This is a genomic window from Microbacterium ureisolvens, assembly GCF_015278315.1.
Taxonomy (GTDB): domain Bacteria; phylum Actinomycetota; class Actinomycetes; order Actinomycetales; family Microbacteriaceae; genus Microbacterium; species Microbacterium ureisolvens.
Map to the genome: position 1 here is coordinate 114,750 of NZ_JADIJE010000005.1, position 21,566 is coordinate 136,315.

Here is a 21,566-nt window from a genome sequence, read left to right on the forward strand (position 1 = left end):
ATGCCGGGGCCCGCCGCCGTGCTCGGGGAGAACCAGTACGGCAAGGCGCAGGTGCGGCTCGTCCGGATCGACCGCGGCACAGCGCGCCATCAGATCACCGACCTGAACGTCACCTCGCAGCTGCGCGGCGACTTCGCCGCCGCTCACACCGCCGGCGACAACGCCGCCGTGATCGCCACAGACACGCAGAAGAACACCGTGTACGCCTTCGCGCGCGACGGCGTGGGCACGCCCGAGGAGTTCCTGCTGCGGCTGGGCCGCCACTTCACCGGCGAGTTCGCCTGGGTCACCGGCGGCCGGTGGGAGGCCGAGCAGTACAGCTGGAGCCGCATCGCGGTCGCCGGCGAGGAGCACGACCATGCCTTCGTGCGCGGTGGAACCGAGACGCGCACCGCGGTGGTCGTCTTCACGGACGGCGAGCCCACCGTCGTGGCGGGCCTCAAGGATCTGGCGGTGCTGAGGTCGACCGGCTCCGAGTTCCGCGGGTTCGTGCGCGACAGGTACACGACCCTCGCCGAGACCGGCGACCGGATCCTCGCGACGTCGGTCACGGCTCGCTGGCGGTACAACCGCACGGACGTCGACTACGACGACGCCTTCGCCCGGGTGCGCCGCGAGATGCTGGAGGCCTTCGCGCAGACGCATTCGCTCGCCCTCCAGCAGACGCTCTACGAGATGGGCAGGCGAGTGCTGGGGCAGTGCGCCGAGGTCGACGAGATCAGGTTCTCGATGCCGAACCTCCACCACTTCGCGGTCGACCTGGCTCCGTTCGGCCTGGACAACCCCGGTGAGGTCTTCTTCGCGGCCGACCGGCCCTACGGGCTGATCGAGGCGTCCGTGCTGCGCGAGGGCGTCGCCGCCCATCACCCGGTCTGGGAGAGCGTCACGGGCTTCTGCTGAGCGCTCGGCTTCACGCGAGGCTGGGGCGGTCTGCCGTCGTGATCCTGCCGGTCAGGGCATACGGCTGACGAACTTGTGCGCGTCGATGCCCTTGCGCCGCGAGGTGCGCGAGCTCTTCGGCTTTCCGCCGACGTACAGCCAGCCCAGGAGCTCCTCGTTCTTCTTCAGCCCGTGGGCCTTGGCGACGGCCTTGGCGCGGGTGTAATGGCCGGTGCGCCAGATGACGCCCCAGCCCGCCTCGTCCAGCAGCAGGCTGAGCACGTGGGCGACGCCGGAGGCGACAGCCTCCTGCTCCCACGCCGGAACCTTGTGGCTCTTGCGGTGCGTGAACACGACGGCGACGAGCAGCGGCGCACGCAGCGGTTTCGAGGAGGATCCCTTCTCGCCCTCGGCCTTGTTGATCGCCCGGCCGAGCCGCTCCCGGTCGGCGCCGCGAAGCTCGATGAGCCGCCACGGCTTGAGCGACGAATGATCCGCCACGCGGCCGGCGGCGGCGACGAGATCCAGCAGCTCCTGATGGCTCGGCGCCTCGTCGGTGACCTTCGACCACGATCGCCGCGAGAGCGCGGCGTCCCGTGCGCCGTGCATCAGGCGCCCTGGCCGTCGGTGCCGGGGGTGAACTGCAGCGAGATCGAGTTCATGCAGTAGCGGTCGCCGGTCGGCGTGCCGAACCCGTCGGGGAAGACGTGTCCGAGGTGCGAGCCGCAATTCGCGCAGCGCACCTCGGTGCGCACCATGCCGTGGCTGTTGTCTTCGATGAGTTCGACCGCCTCGGGACGGATCGACTCGTAGAAGCTCGGCCAGCCGCAGTGCGAGTCGAACTTCGTGCCGCTGCGGAACAGCTCGGCGCCGCACGCCGCGCACGTGTAGAGGCCGGCGCGCTGCTCGTCGAGCAGTTCACCGGTCCAGGGCCGCTCGGTGCCGGCTTGACGCAGCACCGCGTACTGGTCGGGCGTCAGCTCTTCGCGCCACTGTGCGTCGCTCTTGTCGACGGCGTAGGTCATGGTTCCTCCTCGGCCGGGTCTCCGGGCACCCTCCATTCAACCTCAGCCGCCTGCAGGTCGGGTCGTCGCGGCGTCATCCGGCCGCTCTGCCCGTGAGACGACAGCCGGCGGACGAGACGCCGGGGGAGGCCCACGGTCTCATCCGCCGACTGTCGTCTCACGGAGAGCGGGATGGTGCCGGGGAGGCCCAACGGCGGGTGGGGGAGGATAGCGGGGTGGACGACTTCGCCGCCGAGACCGAGGCCGTCGTCGAGCGCTACGGCCGGTTCGCCCGCGACGAGGCGCCCGGGCGCTCCGCGCTCTACGCCGACTGGGCCGCAGGCGTCGCCGCTCACCCCGAGATCGCCGGCCTCCTCGGCCGCATCCCCGCCGAGCGCCGGCAGCCCCCGCTCGTCTTCGCTGTCACCCGCATGCTCGGCGCCCCCGAGGCTGCGTTCCCGGCGTGGGCGGCATGGCTCGCCGGGCATGCGGACGAGGTCGTGGCCGAGGCATCCGCTCGCCGACTTCAGACCAACGAGCCGCAGCGCTGCGCACCGCTCCTGCCCGCCCTCGCGACGGTCGAAGGGCCGATCGCGCTGCTGGAGCTCGGCGCGAGCGCGGGGCTGTGCCTCTACCCCGACCGTTACTCGTACCGTTTCCGGGGGAGCGACGGGGGCATCCCGCTGGATCCGGCGGAGGGGCCTGCCTCCGTCGTGCTCGAGTGCGACGTCACCGGCGACCCGCCGCTGCGGATGCCCGAGGTCGTGTGGCGCGCCGGGATCGATCTCGGCCCGCTGGACGCCCGCGACCTGCGCGACCGCCGCTTCCTCACCAGCCTGGTGTGGCCGGGGGAGGACGGCCGGGTCGACCGCATCGACGCCGCGCTCGACATCGTCGCCGCGGATCCGCCGCTGCTCCTGGCCGGCGACGCGTCCGACCCGCAGGTGCTGCACGCGGCGGCCGCGCTGGCTCCCGCCGGTGCGACGCTCGTGGTCACCACCCCCGGCGTGCTCCCGCACATCGCTCGCCCTGGACGCGAGCGGCTGGTCGACGCCGTCCGAGCCCTCGACGCGGTGTGGATCACGATCGATCCGCCCGCGCTGCACGAATGGTGGCGCCCGGAGGTGGACCCCGAGACCTGGGGTGGGTTCGTGCTCGCCCGCGACGGCTCTCCGCTGGCGGCGGTCGATCCGCTCGGCGCGTTCGTGCACTGGCGCGCGTGGCGCACGGGATCCACGGATGCCGCGGTCTAGCGTGGATGCGTGCCTCTGACCGACCGCGACCGCGCCATCCTCGACTTCGAGGCCGAATGGCGCCGGCACGCCGGGGCGAAGGAGGAGGCGATCCGCGCCGACCTCGGGCTCTCGCCGGCCCGCTACTACCAGCTGCTCGGGCGCCTGATCGACACGACCGAGGCGCAACAGCACGATCCGATGCTCGTGAAGCGGCTCCGCCGTCTCCGCGACGCGCGGGTGCACGAGCGCGCGGGGCGCGCCGCCGACGCACGCTGACCCCCGGTCTGCGCGGCACCGGCTGTCGCCGCCGGGACGGCCAGGCTTCGGCGGGTAACATCGACGGGTGCCGACGACCACCGACTATCCCCGGGATCGCTTCGACGAGGTGCCCGAGACGGATCGCGTCGGTGCCCACCGGGCCGAGAATCCCCGCATGCGGGGATGGGTCGTGCTGCTGTGGGCGGCGCTGGCGACCGTGGTGCTCGTCGCCGTCGGCATCTTCGGCACGCTGCTGGCGTCCGGTCGCATCGAGCTGGCACCGACGCCCGTTCCGACCGCGGAGACGGTGCCCACGGTCGAGCCCGTGGTGGACCAGACCTTCGACGTGATGATCCTCAACGCCACTCCCGAGTCGGGCCTCGCGACGCAGATGAAGGATGTCGTGGTCACCGCCGGCTGGGCCGACGACAAGGTCACCGCCGGCGAGGCCGGCTCGCAGGACTTCCCGACGACGACCGTCTTCTACGTGGATCCCGCTCATGAGGCGGCGGCCGCGGGCCTCGCTGAGGTCATCGGCGGCGCGGCGATCGAGCAGAGCGATGCCTACCCGCCCACGACCGAGGGCGTCCCGCAGCTGACCGTCGTGATCGGTGTGGACCGCACCGCAGCGGGTCAGACCCCGGCCCCTACGCCCTGAACGCGGCACGCCGTGTTTCGCGTGGGTAAACACTTGTGTGCCTGCGTGTCAACAAGTGACGAAACCGCCGGGAGCCGCGTCGGCGCCTGCATACGATGAAGCCCTGCACCGCCGGCTACAGGAGATACGCATGACCCAGGGCACCGTGAAATGGTTCAACGCCGAGAAGGGATTCGGCTTCATCACCGTCGCCGACGGCCAGGACGTCTTCGTCCACTACTCGAACATCGACATGACGGGCTTCCGCGTGCTGGAGGAGGGTCAGACCGTGGAGTTCACGGTCGGCTCGGGCCAGAAGGGTCCGCAGGCGGAAGCCGTGCGCGTGGTCTGAACCGCGAGAACCGGCGCGCGACGCCGGTGCTTCACAGAGACGGGATGCCTCAGGGCATCCCGTCTCGTTGCGTTTCGGCATCCTTCATCGCGGCTTGCACTCGATAGGGGCGAGTGCCAGAATGTTTTAGCACTCGCGTTTGTTGAGTGCTAATACCCAAAAGCCAACGTTCCGGAGGGACGACACACACATGGCAAAGATCATCGCTTTCGACGAGGAGGCCCGTCGCGGCCTCGAGCGCGGCCTGAACACCCTGGCCGATGCCGTCAAGGTGACGCTCGGCCCGCGCGGTCGCAACGTCGTGCTCGAGAAGAAGTGGGGCGCCCCCACGATCACGAACGACGGTGTCTCCATCGCCAAGGAGATCGAGCTGGACGACCCGTACGAGAAGATCGGTGCGGAGCTCGTCAAGGAGGTCGCCAAGAAGACCGACGACGTCGCCGGTGACGGCACCACCACCGCGACCGTCCTCGCCCAGGCGCTCGTGCGCGAGGGCCTGCGCAACGTCGCGGCCGGCGCCGACCCCATCTCGCTCAAGAAGGGCATCGAGAAGGCCGTGGCGGCCATCACCGCCGAGCTGCTCGAGTCGGCCAAGGAGGTCGAGTCCAAGGACCAGATCGCCGCGACCGCGTCGATCTCGGCCGCCGACCCCGAGATCGGCCAGCTCATCGCCGAGGCCATCGACAAGGTGGGCAAGGAGGGCGTCGTCACCGTCGAGGAGTCGCAGACCTTCGGCACCGAGCTCGAGCTCACCGAGGGCATGCGCTTCGACAAGGGCTACATCAACCCCTACTTCGTCACGGACCCGGAGCGCCAGGAGGCGGTCTTCGAGGACCCGTACATCCTCATCGCGAACCAGAAGATCTCGAACATCAAGGACCTTCTGCCCGTCGTCGACAAGGTGATCCAGGACGGCAAGGAGCTCGTCATCATCGCCGAGGACGTCGAGGGCGAGGCTCTCGCGACCCTCGTGCTCAACAAGATCCGCGGCATCTTCAAGTCGGTCGCCGTCAAGGCCCCCGGCTTCGGCGACCGTCGCAAGGCGCAGCTGCAGGACATCGCGATCCTCACCGGCGGCCAGGTCATCACCGAGGAGGTCGGTCTCAAGCTCGAGAACGCCACCCTCGACCTGCTCGGCCGTGCGCGCAAGGTCATCGTCACCAAGGACGAGACCACGATCGTCGAGGGTGCCGGCGAGGCGGACCAGATCGAGGGTCGCGTGACCCAGATCCGCCGCGAGATCGACAACACCGACAGCGACTACGACCGCGAGAAGCTGCAGGAGCGCCTCGCCAAGCTCGCCGGCGGCGTCGCCGTCATCAAGGCGGGCGCGGCCACCGAGGTCGAGCTCAAGGAGCGCAAGCACCGGATCGAGGACGCCGTCCGCAACGCGAAGGCGGCCGTCGAGGAGGGCATCGTCCCCGGTGGTGGCGTCGCGCTCATCCAGTCGGGCCGCAAGGCTCTCGACGCGCTCGAGCTCTCGGGTGACGAGGCGACCGGTGCGAACATCGTCAAGGTCGCGATCGAGGCTCCGCTGAAGCAGATCGCCCTCAACGCCGGTCTCGAGCCGGGCGTCGTGGCGAACAAGGTCTCGGAGCTCCCCGCGGGCCACGGCCTCAACGCCGCTTCGGGCGAGTACGGTGACCTGTTCGCGCAGGGCATCATCGACCCCGCCAAGGTGACCCGCTCGGCGCTGCAGAACGCCGCGTCGATCGCCGGCCTGTTCCTCACGACCGAGGCCGTCGTCGCCGACAAGCCCGAGAAGGCCGCCGCTCCCGTCGGCGACCCGACCGGTGGCATGGACTTCTGATCCAGAACTCCACGACCGCGTAACGCGTTCGCAGAACGGCCCCTCCTCGCGGAGGGGCCGTTCTGCGTTCCACCGTCGGGGGATCAGCGGAACAGGCCGGTGGTCGCGAGCTCCGTGTCGGCGTACTGGCGACCGGCGGCCGCGAGTGAGGCGTTGATGTTCGCGAGCGCCTCCTCCACCTGTCGCTGGGTCGCCCGCCACTGCTCCACGACGCCGCCGAACGCCGCCGAGGCCGAGCCGGTCCACGACGACTGGAGCTGCGTCAGCTGCGCCAGCATGGCGTTCGACTCGGCCTGCAGCCGGTCGATCGTGCCGCGCACGGTGGCGGTGGAGGTGAGGATGCTGTCGCTGTCGACGGTGAAGACGGCCATGAGGACTCCTGATCGATGTGCGGCGGCCGGATGCCGAACCCGCGCTGCCGGCAACGCTAGGTGTCCGCGCGGGCGCGGGCCGCGGCATCCGTCGTCATCTGTGGAGCAGGAGCGGATCGCGCGCGCTGGGGAGGAACCGCGTCACTCGGAGGCGTCGGCCAGGCGCGGCAGCGGCTGCGTGGGGATCGCGAGGTGCTCGGCGGCGTCCCGGATGTCGGCCAGCGGGAACGCGACGCGGAAGGTCGCGCCGCCGCCGGGGGTGTCGACGACGCCGACGGTCCCATGAAGCGCCTCGACGATCGACGCCACGATCGACAGGCCGAGGCCCGACCCGCCCGTCTCGCGGGTGCGGGAGGTGTCGGCACGCCAGAAGCGCTGGAAGATCTTCTCCTTGATCTGGTCGGGCACGCCCTCGCCGTGGTCGATGACCTCGATCCAGCCCATGCGATCGCGGGTGTCGACGCCGACGCGCAGCTCGATGGAGGAGTCCTCCGACGAGTAGCGCCGCGCGTTCCCGACGAGGTTCGTCACGACCTGGCGGATGCGGTTCTCGTCGCCGAGCACCACGGGGGCGAGCACGTCGCGCTGCTCCGCTTCGGCGTCGCCGGGGAGCGTCGACGCCGCATCGCCGGCCGACCCTGCCGCCGGCAGCGGCTTGGGTCGGCGGCGCAGCAGCGACAGCGTCGCTCCGGCCCGCGAGATCGCCGACGGTCCGGTGCTGCCGCGGCGCCTCGCGTCGGGCGAGACGGATGCCTCCTCCTCGGGCGGCAGCGGCGGCTCGTCCATCGTGGTGTCGAGGACCGCGACAGGGCGCAGCGGTGAGGCCGCCCTCACGTCGAGCGCGGCATCGCGGGCGACCAGCCGCAGGTCGACCGGAGCGATGACCACGTCGCGGCGCTCGTCGAGGCGCGCGAGGGCCAGCAGGTCCTCGACGAGGAGGCCCATGCGGATCGCCTCCTTCTCGATGCGGTCCATGGACTGCGAGATGTCCTCGTCACCGCGGACGGCTCCCATCCGGTAGAGCTCGGCGTAGCCGCGGACGGTCACCAGCGGGGTGCGGAGCTCGTGGCTCGCGTCGCCGATGAACCGTCGCATCTGGCTGACCGTCGAGTCGCGCTGCGAGATGGCCGCGTCGACGCGGTCGAGCATCGCGTTGATCGCGGTCTTGAGGCGGCCGACCTCGGTCGTCGTCGGCTCGATGTCGGTCATGCGCAGGCTGAAGTCGCCGGCGGCGATGGCGTCGGCCGTCGACTCGACCTGCCCGAGGCTGCGGAAGGTGAGGGTCACGAGATAGCGGGTGGCGACCGCCCCGCCGACGAGGATGAGGATGGCGAGGATGCTGTAGATGCCGATGTACGACGCGATCGTGCGGTTCACCGTCGCGAGTGGCACGGCGACCATCTGCGTGTACAGCAGCCCCGAGTTGCCGAGTTCCTCCACCCTCACGCTCGCGCGGAACTCGGCGTCGCCGTCCTCCGAAGGGATCGTCTTGATCTGCAGCTCCTGAGCGGTCGCCACGTCCAGGGCGAAGTGCTCGGGGAACGCCGGCGCCGGGCCGCCGCGGCCGCCCGCGGTGCGGAGCAGCTCGCCGTTGGTGGGCTCGTACACGGCCACGAAGTAGTCGACCGAGGGCGCGTTGTCGACCGGTTCCGCCACGAGTGTGCCTTCGTCGGCGCTGAGATTCAGCAGCGGGCTCGCGGCATCCGTTCGCGCGAGGGAGTCGACCTGCGCGTCGACGCCGTCGATCAGCGAGTTGCGCAGGAACAGGGCGGTGCCGACGCCGGCCGCGAGCAGCCCCACGGCCAGGAGCACGACCGTGACCCCGGTGACCTTTGCGCGCAGGCTCGTGCCGCGCCACCACCGGGTGACCGCATCGGGCTTGTTCGCCAGGTCGCCCCCTCCCGCTCGGGTCCGCGTTAAGCGGTCTTGCCGGCCTTCAGCATGTAGCCGAAGCCGCGCTTGGTCTGGATGAGCGGCTCGGTCGAGTGCGGGTCGATCTTGCGGCGGAGGTACGAGATGTAGCTCTCCACGATGCCGGCGTCGCCGTTGAAGTCGTACTCCCAGACGTGGTCGAGGATCTGCGCCTTCGACAGCACGCGGTTGGGGTTGAGCATCAGGTAGCGCAGGAGCTTGAACTCGGTGGGGCTGAGATCGATGGATGCCTCGCCCACCTGCACGTCGTGGGTGTCCTGGTCCATCGTGATCTCGCCCGCGCGGATCACGGACTCCTCGTCGGCCTGCATGGTGCGGCGGAGGATGGCCTGGATGCGGGCGACGATCTCGTCGAGGCTGAACGGCTTGGTCACGTAGTCGTCACCGCCGGCGTTCAGGCCGGTGATCTTGTCTTCCGTCTCGTCCTTCGCGGTGAGGAAGAGGATCGGGGCGGTGTAGCCGGCGCCGCGGAGGCGCTTGGTGACGCTGAACCCGTTCATGTCGGGCAGCATGACGTCGAGCACGATGAGGTCCGGCTCCTCTTCGAGGACGGCCGAGATCGTCTGGGCACCGTTCGAGACGGCGCGGACCTGGAATCCGGCGAATCGCAGGCTCGTGATCAGCAGGTCGCGGATGTTCGGTTCGTCGTCCACGACGAGGATGCGCGGTGCGGTCATGCCCTCATTATGTCGGCGGAACCCATGCCAAGTCTGGATATCGGCGACGCGGGGGCGAATTCGTCGTGGTGAGGGGCCTCGCGGAATGCGGGCGCGGGGTCTAGCGTCGGGGCAAGGCGGGCGAGAGGAGTCGTCATGGCCAGCATGCTCATCATCGGCGGAGGTCTTGCCGGGGGAACGGCCGCAGAGGCGCTGCGCGACGAGGGATTCGACGGCGACATCACGTTGGTCGCCGCGGAGGCGCATCCGCCGTACCAGCGCCCGCCGCTGTCGAAGGGGTATCTGGCCGGTGACGAGGGGGCAGATGCCGTCTTCCTTCATCCCGCCGACTGGTATGCCGATCGAGGCATCCGGCTCGTCACCGGCGTCTCGGCGATCTCGCTCGATCCGGCCGCGCACACCTTGGAGCTGGAGGACGCGACCCGTCTGGACTACGACGCGGTGCTGCTCGCGACCGGGGCGACGCCCCGGATGATCCCGCTCGAGGGGCATGATCTGCCCGGCGTCATGACGCTGCGGCGGGTCGGCGACTCCGAGGATCTCGCCGCCCGACTGCGCGACGGCGGGCGTCGGCTCGTGATCATCGGAGCGGGCTGGATCGGCATGGAGGTCGCCGCGACCGCGCGCAGGTTCGGCAACGACGTGGCGATCCTCGAACGCGACGCGGTGCCGCTCGCGGCGGCCCTCGGCCCGCAGATGGGCGAGGTGTTCGGCGAGCTGCACCGCGCGCACGGTGTCGACCTGCGGACCTCGGTCGGTGTCGAGCGGATCACCGGGGAGCGCGCCGCGGAGGGCGTCGTCGTCGACGGCGAGACGCTTCCGGCAGACCTCGTCCTCGTCGGCATCGGGGCAGCACCTGACACGGCTCTCGCCGAGGCTGCCGGGCTCGACGTGCTCAACGGCATCCTGACCGACTCCGCGCTGCGCACCAGCGCCACCGACGTATTCGCGGCGGGCGACGTCGCGAACGCCTTCCACCCCGTGATCCAGCGCCACCTGCGCAGCGAGCACTGGGACAACGCCCTGAAGGCGGGAAAGGTTGCGGCCCGCTCGATGCTCGGGAAGCCGGCATCCTTCAACGGCATCCCGTACTTCTACACGGACCAGTACGACGTCGCGATGGAGCTGTCGGGGTACGCACCGCTCATGACGGAGGCCGAGATCGTCGTCCGCGGCGACCTCGAAGCGCGCGAGTTCATCGCTTTCTGGATCGACGACGGGCGCGTGGTCGCCGGCATGAACGTCAACGTGTCGAAGGTCAACAGGAAGGTGCAGGCGCTGATCCGCTCGGGAGAGCGGATCGACCGCGATCGGCTCCGGGATCCCGCCGTGCCGCTGGAGGATCTGCTGCCGTGACGATCGCGGCAGACCTGCGCCGTCGGTGACGACGGATGCCTCGCCCGCCGCCCGTGGTGGGCTCTTCCACGAGGTGGTTCGGACATGGTCCTTTCCCCTGTCGATCCGGGGCCCCGTGTATTAGGTTTCTCGTGATCGCGCCCACGAGGACGCGTGCATGCCGCGGGCGACGCCGCCCGCCAGAAGGGGAGGGCCCTGTGCACACGCGCAAGACATCGATCGCACGGCTGGCGGGAGGAGCGGTCGTCGCCGCGACCACAGTCGCGCTCGCCCTGGCCGGCACCAGTGCCGCGTCAGCGGCGCCGCCGAAGGGACCGAACAACGGCGGGAACATCCCGAACGGTCCGACGATGGAGATCCAGCTGCTGTCGTTCAACGACTTCCACGGCAACCTGGAGCCGCCCGCGGGATCCAGCGGCCGCCTGAACCTGCCCGGTGGCACGACCACCGACACCCTCACGCCTCCCGGTGTCGGCGGCGTCGAGTATCTCGCCACCCACCTCGCGCAGGCGCGGCAGGGCTACGAGAAGAACTCGCTGACGGTGGCGGCCGGCGACCTCATCGGCGCATCACCGCTGCTGTCGGGCGCCTTCCACGACGAGCCCTCGATCGAGGCGCTCAACGCGCTGCACCTCGACGTCTCGGCCGTGGGCAACCACGAGTTCGACGAGGGCTACGTCGAGCTCCTGCGCATGGCCGACGGCGGATGCCTCGACGACGGAGACGGCGCGAACAACCAGAACTCGTGCCCGGACGGCTCGTTCGACGGCGCCGACTTCGACTTCCTCGCCGCGAACGTCGTGTACGAAGGGACGGACGACACGATCCTTCCCGCCTACTCGATCGAGAACGTCCGCGGAGCGAAGATCGGCTTCATCGGCATGACGCTCGAGGAGACGCCCGACATCGTGACGGCGGCGGGTGTCGCCGGGCTGGACTTCAAGGACGAGGTCGAGACGGCCAATGCACTGGTGCCCGTGCTGAAGGCTCAAGGCGTGAACGCGATCGTGGTGCTGATCCACCAGGGCGGCACGCCGCCGTCGAGCGCGGCGTACAACGCGGCGTGCGGAAACGGCGCCGAGATCGCGGCCAACAGCCCGATCATCCCGATCGCGCAGAACCTCGACCCCGAGATCGACCTGATCGTGTCGGGCCACACCCACGCGCCTTACATCTGCAACATCAAGGACCCGGCCGGTCAGGATCGCCTGGTCACGTCGGCGTCGTCCTTCGGCCGCCTGTACACCGACACACGGCTGGAGTACGACCGTCGCACGAAGGACATCGTTCGCACTTCGGTCAAGAGCGCCAACATGCTCGTGACCCGCAACGTCGATCGGGATCCCGACCAGACGGAGCTCATCACGAAGTACAAGGAGCTGGTGGAGCCGATCGCGAGCGAGGTCATCGGCTCGATCGCGGCCGACATCAACCGCGTGCCGAACGCGGGCGGCGAGACGGCGCTGGGTGACCTGATCGCCGACGCGCAGCTGGCGGACCCGAGCGTGATCGGTCCGTATTCGGCGCCGGTGATCGCGCTGATGAACCCGGGCGGCATCCGCACCGATCTGACCTACGCGGCGTCGCCGTGGGGCGAGGATCCCGGTCTCATCACCTATGAGGAGGCGTTCAACGTCCAGCCGTTCAACAACTACCTGGTCTCGCTGGACCTCACGGGCGCCGAGATCAAGACGCTGTTGAACCAGCAGTGGTCGGGCGCCAACGCGGCCGCCCCGAAGATCCTGCAGGTGAGCGAGGGCTTCTCGTACACCTACTCGGGAACCACGCTCGGCCAGGTGACGCTCAACGGCGTTCCGCTGGACGACGCCGCGGTGTACCGCATCGTGACGAACAACTTCCTCGCGGGAGGCGGCGACGGGTTCCCCGCGTTCCTCGGCGGAGACAATGTCTACTACGGCGGGCTCGACATCGACGCGTTCGCGGCGTACCTGACGGCCAACAGCCCGTACGCGCCGACGCCGCTCGATCGCATCATCAAGAACTGATCGAACGAAGACGAGTGGCCCGGCGCTGCATCGCAGCGCCGGGCCTCTCCGTGTCGGTCAGGCAGCGAGGGAGTGCGCGTCGAGGATCGTGTACGCGTAGCCCTGCTCGGCGAGGAACCGCTGGCGGTTCTGCGCGAAGTCCTGGTCGACGGTGTCGCGGGCGATCAGCGTGTAGAAGCTCGCGGTGTGGTTCGACTGCTTCGGGCGCAGCAGGCGTCCGAGCCGCTGGGCCTCCTCCTGGCGCGAGCCGAACGAGCCCGACACCTGGATGGCGACGGATGCCTCGGGCAGGTCGATCGAGAAGTTGGCGACCTTCGACACCACGAGCACCGAGATCTCGCCGACGCGGAAGGCCTGGTACAGCTCCTCGCGCTCGTCGACGGGCGTCTGGCCGGTGATCTTGGGCGCGTTCAGCGCCTCCGCGAGGACGTCGATCTGGTCGAGGTACTGGCCGATGATGAGGATCCGCTCGCCCTCGTGACGCTCGACGAGCTGTCGTACGACGCCGATCTTCGCCGGAGCGGTCGCCGCGAGCCGGTAGCGCTCGTCGTCTGCCGCCGCCGCATACTCGAGGCGGTCGCCCGCGGGCAGGTCGACGCGGACCTCGTAGCAGACAGCGGGGGAGATGAAGCCCTGAGCCTCGATCTCCTTCCACGGCGCGTCGAACCGCTTGGGCCCGATCAGGCTGAACACGTCGCCCTCGCGACCGTCCTCCCGCACCAGCGTCGCGGTGAGCCCGAGCCGGCGGCGTGCCTGCAGATCGGCGGTGAGCTTGAACACCGGAGCGGGGAGCAGGTGCACCTCGTCGTAGACGATGAGGCCCCAGTCCAGGGCGTCCAGGAGCGCCAGGTGCGCGTACTGTCCCTTCCGCTTGGCGGTGAGGATCTGGTACGTCGCGATCGTGACCGGCTTGATCTCCTTGGTCTGACCGGAGTACTCGCCGATCTCCTCCGGCGTGAGCGATGTGCGCTTGAGCAGCTCGTCGCGCCACTGCCGCGCGCTGACCGTGTTCGTCACGAGGATCAGCGTCGTCGTCTTCGTCTCGGCCATCGCCCCGGCGCCGACGAGGGTCTTGCCCGCGCCACAGGGGAGCACCACGACGCCCGAGCCGCCGTCGGTGAAGATGTCGACGGCCTGACGCTGGTACGGCCGCAGCTGCCAGCCGTCCTCGGCGAGGTCGATCGGGTGAGGTGTGCCGGGCGTGTAGCCCGCGAGGTCCTCGGCGGGCCAGCCGATCTTGAGCAGCTCCTGCTTGATGTGGCCACGGGCCCACGCGTCGATGACGAACGCGTCGGGGGAGGGGTGGCCGATCAGCAGCGGCTGGATGCGCTTGTTCTTCGACACCTCGGCCAGGACCGCGGCATCCGTCGACCGCAGGATCAGCTCGCCGCCGGAGCCGTCCTCTGCGACCGGCGTGCGCTCGATGACGAGGCGGCCGTACCGGCCGACCGTCTCGGCGATGTCGATCGACACCGACGGCGGCACCGGGAACCGCGACCAGCGGTCGAGGGTGGCCAGCATGTCGTCCGCGTCGTGTCCGGCCGCGCGCGCGTTCCACAGTCCGAGCCGCGTGATGCGGTACGTGTGGATGTGCTCGGGTGCGCGCTCGAGCTCGGCGAAGATCGCGAGCTCGTGGCGCGCGCTCTCCGCGTCGGGATGTGCCACTTCCAGGAGCACGGTGCGGTCGCTCTGGACGATGAGGGGGCCGTCAGCCATAACGAGCCAGTCTACCGGCGGCGGCGCACGCCCGGGCCCGCGGGCTCCGTTCGTCGACGGTGGCTCAGACGGCGCTGACGCTCACGATGCTCGACACGGGGAGGGTGCGCTCGATGTCGGCGGCGCGGTCGCGGCCGCGCAGGCGCCCGCCGCCGAGGCCCGCCGCTTCGAGGGTGAAGGAGCGCTCCGAGCCGTCGGGCATGCGCACGACCACCACGATCTCGGCGCGAGCGCGGACCGCCTGCTCGAGCTCCCGTTCGAGCCAGCCCTCCTCGCCCTCGGTGCCGTGGCCGCCGCGCAGGGTGCCGATCAGGCGTGCGTACGTCTCTTCCGCAGGAGCTACGGGCGCCGAGGGGGTCGCCGCGGTGCGGCGGTGGATGGACTCGGGGTTCCCCTTCGGGTCGAGTGCGACGACCGGGTACCGCGCGTCGGCGAGCGTCCAGTACACGGCGTCGCGTGCGACGCGCGACGACAGGGCGTCGTCGCCCTCGAGCACGAGGAGTCCCAGCGGCCGCAGCGCCTGGTCGACGGTGATCGCCTCGAGCAGGCCCTCGTCGGCGCTCTCGACCCGCGTCCGGCCCGTCGCCTCGTCGGCGCGCACGCGCACCAGGCCGTGCCGGGACGCCGTGCTCTCGATGAGGTAGGCCAGCGGCTGCGGGATGCCGGTGAGCGAGAGTCCGGCGAGGAACTCGCGCATCGATTCGGCCGTCTCGCCCTCGGTCATGCCGGCCCCGAGCGACTGGGCGGTGAACCGGTAGGTCGAGGCCTGCGCGCGCGACTCCCGCACGGCGATGGATCGCAGCCGCAGGTCGAGCGCCGGCGCGAGCGGACCCGGCGCGATCGCGGTGAGGTCGGCCTGCAGATAGACACGGTCGATCTCAGCCGGGAGGTACGGCGCCATGGTCGCGGCATCCGCCTTCTCTCCGGAGCGGAGGGCCGCCGTCCAGGGGAACTCCACGGACTCATCGCCGAACAGTCCCCAGCGGGCGCCGATGCGGCGCAGCCTCTCGGCGCGCGCCGGCCACTCCGCGTCCAGCGGATACACCCCCGCCCAGGCGGAGTGAGGCAGGAAGCCGCCCGCCGGCGTGCGCACCCCGCCGGGGAGACCGGCGCGGAACCCCTCCGCGATCGTCGCCCAGCGCTGCGGCGTCGGCGCCTCCAGCCAGCGTTCACCGGCCTCGGTGACCGTCCACTCGCGCTCGTGGGGCGCCGCGAGCCCTGCCGCGGCGGCGGAGGCGAGCAGATCCTCGAGGTCGTCGGAGAACTCGATGGCGCCGGCTTCCGTCAGCCGTCGCCGGTCCGCCGCACTGACGGGTCCGGCTCCGGTGCGCGCGAGCGGCGTGTGCAGGCACGCGAGCAGCACGTCGGCGAGCGAGCCGGCGGTGGTGAACGCGCGCTCCGCCGCCGCGGCGGCCGAGCGCTGGTCGGCCGGGGCAGGCTCGGGAACGGCGGGCGGTGGCGTGAAGGCGTCGGGGGCGACGGTGGCCGCCGCGGCCACCCGCTCGGCGACCGGCGTATAAGCCGCGCCGTGCTGGTCGACGAGGGCGAGCCGTGCCGCCGTGCCATCCGCCGACCCGGGGCCCGCGTGGAGGGCGACGAGGTCCCGGCGGTCGAGCCGGGTCAGCGCGCGGTCGATCGAGGCGGCGTCGAGCAGGCCCTCGGCGGCATCGAAGAAGTCATGCCACGGCGCCTGCGGCGAGACGCCGCGGGCCGCGAGCGTCCTGGCGAGCGCGGCGTCGCCGAGATCGGCGAGCCGCGTCGCGAGGGCACGCGCGTCGGAGACCAACGGGTCAGCCTCCTCGGTTCGCCCGGGACCTCCGCACGAAGCTCATGATCAGCACGGTGAGCAGCAGTGCGAACGCGATGATCGGCGCGACGTAGACGAGCACGCCCACGAGGGGCCAGATCCCCGTGCCCATGTCGGCACCGGAGGCCGACGCGATCATGATCGCGAAGAAGCTCACGATCGAGAGCAGGAGCAGCCCCAGCGACATGAAGGCCAGGACGCGATCGATGCGGCGGACCGGGACATCGCCGGAGGGGTTCGTGCTCATCCGCCCCAGCCTACTCGCTGGCGTTCCGGCCGCGTCGCGATCGCCGGTGACGTGGGTCCGCCGCGCACGCTCTCGACTAGGCTGGGAGGTGGGGTTGCGACACCCCGATTTCGTCATGCTCGCCCGCGACTGTGCGGCGCCCGATTCAGCGAGGTTCTCGATGCCCACCGGCAAGGTCAGGTTCTACGACGAGGAGAAGGGGTTCGGCTTCATCACCACTGAAGACGGCCAGGACGTCTTCCTGCACGCCACCGCCCTGCCCGCCGGCACGCCCGCGCCGAAGGCGGGGACGCGGCTCGAGTTCGGCATCGCGGACGGCAAGCGCGGTCCGCAGGCGCTCTCGGTGCGCGTCCTCGAGGCTCCGGTGAGCCTCGCCAAGCGCTCGCGCAAGCCCGCCGACGACATGGCGATCATCATCGAAGACCTCGTGAAGCTGCTCGACGGCATCGGCGGCGACCTGCGTCGCGGCCGCTACCCCAGCGGCTCCCACGGCAAGAAGGTCGCCGCGGTCCTGCGCAAGGTGGCCGATGAGCTCGACGCCTGATCCGATCGACCCCTCCGCCGAGTTCCTGCTCGAGCTCGACGGTCTTCCCGGCGCGCCCGCGACCGGTGAGACGTCGGGAACGGATGCCGCACCCGCCGCCGACGACGCGGCCGCGGTCGCTCTTCCCGATGGCGCCGACGCGGTCGCCGAGGGCGCCGACTCGGCCGCTGACAACACCGACTCTGCCGCCGAGGACGACGCGGTCGCCCAAGGCGCCGACGCAGCCGTGGAGTCGGAGTCGGCCGCGACCGATGCCCCCGCGGGTGACACCGACGGTGGCGGCGAGGATGCTGCGGTGACCGACGCGGCCGAGGCTTCGGAGGCTGAGCAGGCGCAGAGCGAGCCGGCCATCCCCGCCGAGCCGGATCCGCAGCTGCTGGCCGCGCATGACCTGGCGCTGGCCGCGCTGCGCGAGATCACGCCCGAATCGACCATCGGCGAGCCCGCGGACTACCGCGTCGAAGCCGACGGCGTCGTCTCGCTGCGGTTCGCCAATCGCCTCGCGGGCTACCCGGGCTGGTTCTGGACGGTCAGCCTCGCACGCGTCCAGGACGCAGAGCCCACGGTGCTCGAGGTCGAGCTGCTCCCCGGCGACGGCGCGCTCCTGGCTCCCGAGTGGGTGCCCTGGGCGGTGCGGCTGGCGGACTACCACGCCGCGCAGGCCGCGCTCGCCGAGGCCGCGCACGCGGACGACGAGGACGCCGACGAAGACACCGAGCCGGGCGAGTTCGACGACGTCGACGACCTCGACGCGTCGGACTTCGATGAGGACGGGTCGCCCATCCTCCACGCCGGAGACGTCGACGGCGTCGACATCGACGAGCTGGCGGACGCGGAGGCCGAGAACGACGAGTCCGATGCCGACGACGAGTCCGACGAGTCCGACGAGGACGACGAGTCCGACGAGTCCGACGAGTCCGACGAGGACGAGGATGACTCGTACGACGACGAAGACGACGCCTCGGATGACGACGGCGACGACTCGGACGATGACGACTCGTACGACGATGACGACGACTCAGACGACTCGGATGAGGAGGACTCGTACGACGAGGACGACTCCGACGACGAGGACTCGGACGATGACGACTCGTACGACGAGGACGAATCCGATCAGGACGACGACTCCGATCAGGACGACGACTCCGACGACGACGACGACTCGTACGACGATGACGAGTACGACGACGGCGAGGACGACGACGCCCTGGAGCGCTGACCCTCGTCACCCCTGACACGACGAAAGGGTGGATTCCGTCGCCCGCAGCGCGGCGGAATCCACCCTTTCGCGTCGGTGTCAGCGGCGCTCGACCGCCTGCCTGTCGGACGCCGCCCGGCTGGTCTCGGCGGGGGCGACCCGGAAGGTGGCGCTCAGCAGGGCCGCGTCGCGGGATGACGGGCCCACCAGCAGCTCGAACTCTCCCGCCTCGACGAGGCGCCGGCCCGCGGCATCCACGATCGTGCATTCCGCGACCGGGAGGGAGAGCTCGACGGACGCGGACTGCCCGGGCGCGAGATCGACGTGGCGGTACGCCTTGAGCTCCTTGTCGGCCCAGCTCACCGACGTCACGCTGTCGCGCACGTAGACCTGCACGACCTCGTGCGCCGGGCGCTCACCCGTGTTGCGCAGCTCGACCACGGCGCGCACGGTGTCGTCCCCTCCGAGCTCGGCCTCGACGATCCGCAGCCCCGAGTACTCGACCGACGTGTACGACAGGCCCTCGCCGAAGGCGAAGGCGGGGCTCTGCGTGAGGTCCGCATAGCGGTCGCCATGCTGCCCGCGGATCTGGTTGTAGTAGATCGGCAGCTGTCCGGCGTGGCGCGCGAACGAGACCGGCAGGCGGCCGCTCGGCTCGATGAGGCCGAGGAGCAGCTCGGCGATCGCCTGGCCCCCGCGCATGCCCGGGTTGGCCGCCCAGACGAGGGCCGCGGCATCCGTCACCGCCGCCGGCAGCACGTGCGGCTTGGACGCGAGCAGCACCACCACGAGCGGCTTCCCAGTGGCCGCGAGCGCCTCGAGCATCGCGATCTGGCCGCCCACGAGCTCGAGCGTCGCCGTCGACCGTCCTTCGCCGACGAGCTCGATGCGGTCGCCGACCACGGCGACGACCCAGTCCGCCGCCTCGGCGGCGGCGACCGCCTCGGCGATGAGCCCGGCGTCGGGAGCACTGGGCACGACCACCTGCGGTCGCGGCTGCCCGTCGGGGAAGTAGGCGCCCTCAGGATCCTCCTCGAGGCGGAGGATGTCGGCGCCGCGGGCGTGCGTGATCTCCCACTCGACGGGGGCGTGCGCGCGCACGCCGTCGAGCACGGTGGTGATCATCTCGCGTGGGTGGCCCTCGGGGATCCAGTCGACCTGGCCCGACGAGCCGGCCCAGTCGCCGAGCTGGGTCTGCGCGTCGTCGGCGAGCGGGCCGACGACGGCGATCCGACGGGGACCGGTCGCACCCGCGGCGCGCCCGGAGCCGTCGGCGACGAGTCCGCCGTCCAACGGCAGCGTGCCGTCGTTGCGCAGCAGGACGAGCGACCGCCGGGCCACCTCCAGGTTCAGCGCGGCGTGCTCGGCCGAGCCGACCGCGGTGGCGATGCGCTCGCGGTCGGGGAGACGCGGATCCTCGAAGAGCCCGAACTCGAACTTGAGCAGCAGGATGCGCGCCACGGCGCGGTCCAGTGCCTCCTCGGTCATGAGCCCCTGGGCGAGGGCGTCGAGAGCACCCTGGTAGAAGCCGGGCGTCGTCATGATCATGTCGTTGCCGGCGAGCACGGCCGCCGCGGCCGCGTGCGCGTAGTCAGGCTGCACCTTCTGCTCCCACACCATCCGGCCGACGTTGTCCCAGTCGGTGATGAGGGTGCCGGTGTAGCCCCACTCGCCACGCAGCACGTCGTTCAGGAGCCAGTCGTTCACCGTGATCGGCACGCCGTCGGTGGACTGGTAGCCGAGCATGAAGGTGCGGCATCCCTCCCTCGCCACCCTCTCGAACGGCGGCAGGAACCACGACCGCAGCTTGCGGCGCGACAGGTCGGCCTCGCTGGCGTCGCGGCCGCCCTGGGTCTCGGAGTAGCCCGCGAAGTGCTTGGCGGTCGCCAGGATCGCGGTCGGATCCTCCAGCCCGCCGCCCTGGTAGCCGCGGACCATGGCCGAGGCGAGCTCGCCGATCAGGAACGGGTCCTCGCCGAACGTCTCGTCCACGCGGCCCCAGCGCAGGTCGCGGGTGATGCAGAGCACCGGCGAGAAGGTCCAGTGGATGCCGGTCGCCGAGACCTCGACGGCGGTCGCCCGCGCGACACGCTCGGCCAGCCCGGCATCCCAGGTCGCCGCCATGCCGAGCTGCGTCGGATAGATCGTCGCGCCCTCCCAGAAGGAGTGACCATGGATGCAGTCCTCGCCGACGAGCAGCGGAATGCGCAGGCGCGTCTGCAGCGTCAGCTCGCGAGCCCGCAGCACCTTCTCGGGCGAGGCGTGCAGGATCGAGCCCGCGTGCTTGTGCAGCACCTGGTCCTCGAGGTCGTCGCGGGCGTCGAGCTGCAGCATCTGGCCGATCTTCTCCTCGACGCTCATGCGGCCGAGGAGATCGGCGATGCGATCGGCGACCGGGAGCGAGACGTCGAGATAGGCCGGGCACCCTCCTTCGTGATGGCGGGCGTCGGTCACGGGGTCTCCTGTCGGGCGGCTGCGGGGGAAGCGGATGCTGCGACCCGGCCGGGTGCGGTCGCGCCGGTGCGCACGGCGGTCACGGCGGCGTTCGCCTTGAGCCCCTTCTTGCGCAGGGCGCGCGAGCGCTCGCCGGCCGAGCGCAGGCGCGGGTTGACGTACTCGTCGATGCCGAAGTTGATGAGCGACAGAGCCATCCCCAGGAGCGCGATGCACAGACCCGCCGGGATGTACCACCACCAGTAGTCGGGGAAGGCGCCGTTCTGCTGCGCCCAGAAGAGGATCGTGCCCCAGTTGAGGTTGGTGATCGGGATCACGCCGATGAAGGCGAGGGTGGTGAGCCCCAGCACGGCGGCCGTTACGGTGCCGACGAAGCTCGACGCGATGATCGCCATCAGGTTCGGCAGCATCTCGACCGTGATGATCCGCCCGAGCGGCTCGCCGTTGGCGCGCGCCGCCTGCACGAAGTCGCGGTTGCGCAGCGACATCGTCTGCGCCCGCAGCACGCGCGCGCCCCACGCCCACCCGGTGAGCGCGAGCACGGCCGAGATCAGCAGGAGGCTCGGGTCCTCGAACTGCGAGGCGATGATGATCATGAGCGGCAGGCCGGGCAGCACGAGGAAGACGTTCGTGATCGCCGACAGGCTCTCGCTCTTCCAGCCCGTGACGATGCCGGCGGTCACGCCGATCGCGACCGCGATCGCGGTCGCCAGCACGCCCGAGAGCAGGCCGACGACGAGCACGCCGCGCGTCCCGTAGATGATCTGGCTGAAGATGTCCTCGCCCATGTGGCTCGTGCCGAGGAGGTGCTGCCACGAGGGCGGCTGCTTGAGCGCTGAGTAGTCCTTATCGAGCGGGCCGTACGGGGCGATCAGGTCGCCGAAGATCGCGAGCAGCACGAAGAAGCCCAGGATCGCGATGCCCGTGAGCGACTTGCGGTTGCGGAACATCGCGAACGACGAGCCGATGCGCGACCGCACCGAGGGGTTCGCGGGCTTCGGGGCCGGCGCGACGGAGGGCTCGTGCTCGTTGCCGGGGCGCGGGGTCTCGGCGTCCAGCGCGGAGGTGGTGGGAACGGTCATG

20 protein-coding genes are annotated in these 21,566 nt (G+C 70.7%); 10 read left to right on the plus strand and 10 right to left on the minus strand.

Going from position 1 to position 21,566, the window contains the following annotated elements:
* The gene (pucL, locus tag IM767_RS09815) at nt 1–900 is read left to right on the plus strand and encodes a factor-independent urate hydroxylase (RefSeq protein WP_109210186.1); all 900 of its coding nucleotides are present in this window, start codon (nt 1–3) and stop codon (nt 898–900) included.
* A gap of 51 nt (nt 901–951) precedes the next feature.
* On the opposite strand, the gene IM767_RS09820 is transcribed toward pucL, so the two are convergent.
* Nucleotides 952–1,488, minus strand: a complete 537-nt coding sequence (locus IM767_RS09820; protein WP_109210187.1) for a nitroreductase family protein — start codon at nt 1,486–1,488, stop codon at nt 952–954.
* A complete protein-coding gene (gene msrB, locus IM767_RS09825; RefSeq protein ID WP_109210188.1) occupies nt 1,488–1,904 on the minus strand; it encodes a peptide-methionine (R)-S-oxide reductase MsrB in 417 nt (138 codons plus the stop codon). The genes IM767_RS09820 and msrB overlap by 1 nt, the downstream gene beginning before the upstream one ends.
* Before the next feature lie 215 nt (nt 1,905–2,119).
* On the opposite strand from msrB, the gene IM767_RS09830 reads away from it, so the two are divergent.
* From IM767_RS09830 to groL, 5 genes are all read left to right on the plus strand, one after another.
* Nucleotides 2,120–3,136, plus strand: coding sequence for a DUF2332 domain-containing protein (locus IM767_RS09830; protein WP_109210189.1), 1,017 nt, complete (start codon nt 2,120–2,122; stop codon nt 3,134–3,136).
* A 9-nt stretch (nt 3,137–3,145) separates the two neighbouring features.
* Complete coding sequence (locus IM767_RS09835; RefSeq protein ID WP_109210190.1) at nt 3,146–3,394, plus strand: DUF3263 domain-containing protein; 249 nt, start codon at nt 3,146–3,148, stop codon at nt 3,392–3,394.
* Nucleotides 3,395–3,461: 67 nt separating this feature from the next.
* Nucleotides 3,462–4,034: a LytR C-terminal domain-containing protein gene (locus tag IM767_RS09840; protein ID WP_109210191.1), complete on the plus strand. Its 573-nt coding sequence runs from the start codon at nt 3,462–3,464 to the stop codon at nt 4,032–4,034.
* Between the two features lie 130 nt (nt 4,035–4,164).
* Nucleotides 4,165–4,365, plus strand: coding sequence for a cold-shock protein (locus IM767_RS09845; RefSeq protein WP_109210192.1), 201 nt, complete (start codon nt 4,165–4,167; stop codon nt 4,363–4,365).
* Between the two features lie 190 nt (nt 4,366–4,555).
* Complete coding sequence (groL, locus tag IM767_RS09850; RefSeq protein WP_109210193.1) at nt 4,556–6,175, plus strand: chaperonin GroEL; 1,620 nt, start codon at nt 4,556–4,558, stop codon at nt 6,173–6,175.
* Between the two features lie 83 nt (nt 6,176–6,258).
* Here groL and IM767_RS09855 read toward each other — a convergent pair whose 3' ends face one another.
* From IM767_RS09855 to IM767_RS09865, 3 genes are all read right to left on the minus strand, one after another.
* Complete coding sequence (locus IM767_RS09855; RefSeq protein ID WP_109210194.1) at nt 6,259–6,546, minus strand: WXG100 family type VII secretion target; 288 nt, start codon at nt 6,544–6,546, stop codon at nt 6,259–6,261.
* Nucleotides 6,547–6,687: 141 nt separating this feature from the next.
* Nucleotides 6,688–8,358 (minus strand): sensor histidine kinase, encoded by a 1,671-nt coding sequence (locus IM767_RS09860; protein WP_239453269.1) that lies wholly within the window; start codon nt 8,356–8,358, stop codon nt 6,688–6,690.
* A gap of 104 nt (nt 8,359–8,462) precedes the next feature.
* On the minus strand, nt 8,463–9,155 hold the full coding sequence (locus IM767_RS09865) for a response regulator transcription factor (protein ID WP_109210196.1): 693 nt from the start codon (nt 9,153–9,155) through the stop codon (nt 8,463–8,465).
* Nucleotides 9,156–9,290: 135 nt separating this feature from the next.
* Between IM767_RS09865 and IM767_RS09870 the strand changes: the two genes are divergently transcribed.
* Together IM767_RS09870 and IM767_RS09875 are read left to right on the plus strand one after the other, a co-directional pair.
* Entirely contained in the window at nt 9,291–10,511 is a 1,221-nt protein-coding gene (locus tag IM767_RS09870) for an NAD(P)/FAD-dependent oxidoreductase (RefSeq protein WP_109210197.1), read from the plus strand.
* A gap of 197 nt (nt 10,512–10,708) precedes the next feature.
* Nucleotides 10,709–12,517 (plus strand): bifunctional metallophosphatase/5'-nucleotidase, encoded by a 1,809-nt coding sequence (locus IM767_RS09875; RefSeq protein WP_239453270.1) that lies wholly within the window; start codon nt 10,709–10,711, stop codon nt 12,515–12,517.
* A 57-nt stretch (nt 12,518–12,574) separates the two neighbouring features.
* Here the strand turns inward: IM767_RS09875 and IM767_RS09880 are convergent, their stop codons facing one another.
* The 3 genes from IM767_RS09880 to IM767_RS09890 form a co-directional block, all read right to left on the minus strand.
* Nucleotides 12,575–14,233 carry a DNA repair helicase XPB gene (locus IM767_RS09880; protein WP_109210198.1) on the minus strand — a complete coding sequence of 553 codons (1,659 nt, stop codon included), beginning with the start codon at nt 14,231–14,233 and terminating at the stop codon, nt 12,575–12,577.
* Nucleotides 14,234–14,297: 64 nt separating this feature from the next.
* Nucleotides 14,298–16,019 (minus strand): helicase-associated domain-containing protein, encoded by a 1,722-nt coding sequence (locus tag IM767_RS09885; RefSeq protein ID WP_109210199.1) that lies wholly within the window; start codon nt 16,017–16,019, stop codon nt 14,298–14,300.
* A gap of 4 nt (nt 16,020–16,023) precedes the next feature.
* Nucleotides 16,024–16,287 carry a multidrug ABC transporter ATPase gene (locus IM767_RS09890; protein ID WP_109210200.1) on the minus strand — a complete coding sequence of 88 codons (264 nt, stop codon included), beginning with the start codon at nt 16,285–16,287 and terminating at the stop codon, nt 16,024–16,026.
* Nucleotides 16,288–16,447: 160 nt separating this feature from the next.
* On the opposite strand from IM767_RS09890, the gene IM767_RS09895 reads away from it, so the two are divergent.
* Nucleotides 16,448–16,831 (plus strand): cold-shock protein, encoded by a 384-nt coding sequence (locus IM767_RS09895; RefSeq protein WP_109210366.1) that lies wholly within the window; start codon nt 16,448–16,450, stop codon nt 16,829–16,831.
* On the plus strand, nt 16,815–18,050 hold the full coding sequence (locus IM767_RS09900) for a DUF3027 domain-containing protein (protein ID WP_109210201.1): 1,236 nt from the start codon (nt 16,815–16,817) through the stop codon (nt 18,048–18,050). Before IM767_RS09895 ends, IM767_RS09900 begins: the two co-directional genes overlap by 17 nt.
* Nucleotides 18,051–18,128: 78 nt before the next feature.
* On the opposite strand, the gene IM767_RS09905 is transcribed toward IM767_RS09900, so the two are convergent.
* The gene (locus IM767_RS09905) at nt 18,129–20,483 is read right to left on the minus strand and encodes an exo-beta-d-1,3/1,6-glucosidase (RefSeq protein WP_239453271.1); all 2,355 of its coding nucleotides are present in this window, start codon (nt 20,481–20,483) and stop codon (nt 18,129–18,131) included.
* Nucleotides 20,480–21,565, minus strand: a complete 1,086-nt coding sequence (locus IM767_RS09910; protein ID WP_109210202.1) for an ABC transporter permease — start codon at nt 21,563–21,565, stop codon at nt 20,480–20,482. The genes IM767_RS09905 and IM767_RS09910 overlap by 4 nt, the downstream gene beginning before the upstream one ends.
* Nucleotide 21,566 lies beyond the last annotated feature (1 nt).